Origin of the sequence: Streptomyces phytophilus (assembly GCF_013870535.1) — a bacterium.
Classification (GTDB): Bacteria; Actinomycetota; Actinomycetes; order Streptomycetales; family Streptomycetaceae; genus Streptomyces; species Streptomyces phytophilus.
On record NZ_JACBXC010001261.1, the window covers coordinates 1 to 1,720 of the forward strand.

General features: G+C 76.2%; 1 protein-coding gene. It reads right to left on the reverse strand.

Going from position 1 to position 1,720, the window contains the following annotated elements; all coding sequences use genetic code 11:
• Positions 1-1,720 (reverse strand): polysaccharide lyase 8 family protein (locus H5J30_RS31405; RefSeq protein ID WP_181790949.1); only part of this gene is annotated, 1,720 nt, incomplete at both ends.

Below are 1,720 nucleotides of genomic sequence, written 5' to 3' on the forward strand. Positions count from 1 at the left end.
CCGCGCCGGCCGGCGACGTGCCGTGGTCCAGCCGGAGCGTCAGGTAGCGCCGGGTGTGCGGGGTGGTGGAACCGCCGGTGTCGGCACCGGTGTTGATGTCCCGCCACGCGCCCGTACGCTCCTCGCGCAGCGCGCGCAGGGTGGCGCCGCCGCCGGAGAGGAAGACGTACCCGCCGACCCCCTCCAGGTGCGCCCACCGCGTCCGCTCGAAGTCCCGCGCCCAGCCGGGCGCGGCCGGCTGCCGCCGGCCGTCCACGGTGAACGCCTGCTCCCCGTCCCCGCGCAGGCCGCGGTTCTCGACCGTCGTCTCGATCACCCTGCCGTCGTCCGCCGTGATGTCCGCGCCCAGCGCGACCACCGCGTCGTCCAGGAAGAACCACGCCTTCCGCGCCCGCAGCGAACTCCCGTCCGCCCGCAGCTCGAACGCCGCCGCCCCGTACCGTCCGTGCAGCACCGCGCCGCCCGACACCTCGTTCGCCGGGCGGAACTCCGTCCACACCGTCCCCAGGTCCGCGCGCGGGCGCGTGTCGACGGTCGTGCCGGGCAGCCGGTACGCGTCCACCGTGGGCCAGAAGGCGTCGCCGAACTGCCCGTGGTCGCCCGGGAGGTAGAGGTAGCCCATGCCGTCGCCGGTGTACCAGCCGCGGGCGTTCTCGCCGTTGCCCGCCTCGTACGCCGCGACGCGCTTCGACGACAGCGACAGCGCGTACGACCAGCCGGGCCGCCGGTGCACGACGCGCTCCATGGCGGCGAAGCAGTGGTGGCCGGTGAGCGGCGGCGCGGCGGGGACCGCGGGGTCGGCGAGCACGGCCTTGGCCCGCTGGATGTGCGGGAGCCCGACGAGCGAGAGGTACGGGTACGCCGCCTGCCGCCCGATCCAGCCCTTCGCCGCCGCGTGCCAGCGCGCGGCCTGGTCGGCGGGCGCGGCCTCGGCCAGCTGCAGGACGTAGGAGACGGCGAGCGCGCCGTCCACGTGGTCCGGCGCGCGCTCGCGGGAGATCGCCCGGCCGCGTACCGCGTCCATCATCAGGCCGTCGGTGATCACCGGCGCGAACGACCGCTCGACGGCGTCGAAGAGCACGCTCGTCGCCGGGTCCGCGACCGCCCACGGCGAGCCGGCGAGCAGCGCCATGACCTGGCCCGCCGCGGCGAGGAGCACCGCGCCGTACGTGCCGGTGTAGGCGACGGAGCCGTGCTGGACGAAGGAGCCGTCGCGGTAGAAGCCGTCGCCGGAGGTCACGTACTGGAAGAGGCTGTTGCGCCCGCCGTCGCGTACGTCGGACAGGCCGTCGCGGGCCAGCGCGGTCTTCTCGGGGCTGCGGCCCAGCAGCCCGCGCAGCGCGACGATGACGCACTTGTCGGCGCGGTTGGCGCCGGTCTCGGAGAGCGCGGGGGAGTTGGTGCGGCGGTCGGGGTCGGGGACGAAGCGGTCGACGGTGGCGAGGTAGCCGGCGAGGTCGGCGGCGGGCAGTTCGGCGCGCAGCAGGACGCAGCAGTCGAGGAGCGCGCGCGGGGCGCCGATCTCCCAGAACCACCAGTTGCCGGTCTCGGTACGGCCCGGGTGGTACGCGGTCGCGTGCAGGAAGCGCAGCGCGTCGAGCAGCGCGGCGGCGACGTCGGCGCGGCCGGTGAACGAGGTGCCGGGCGCGGTCCAGGCGGTGGCGAGGGTGCGCAGCCGGGGGTAGCACTGGCCGAAGTTGCCGGCGTCGGCGACGGGGGC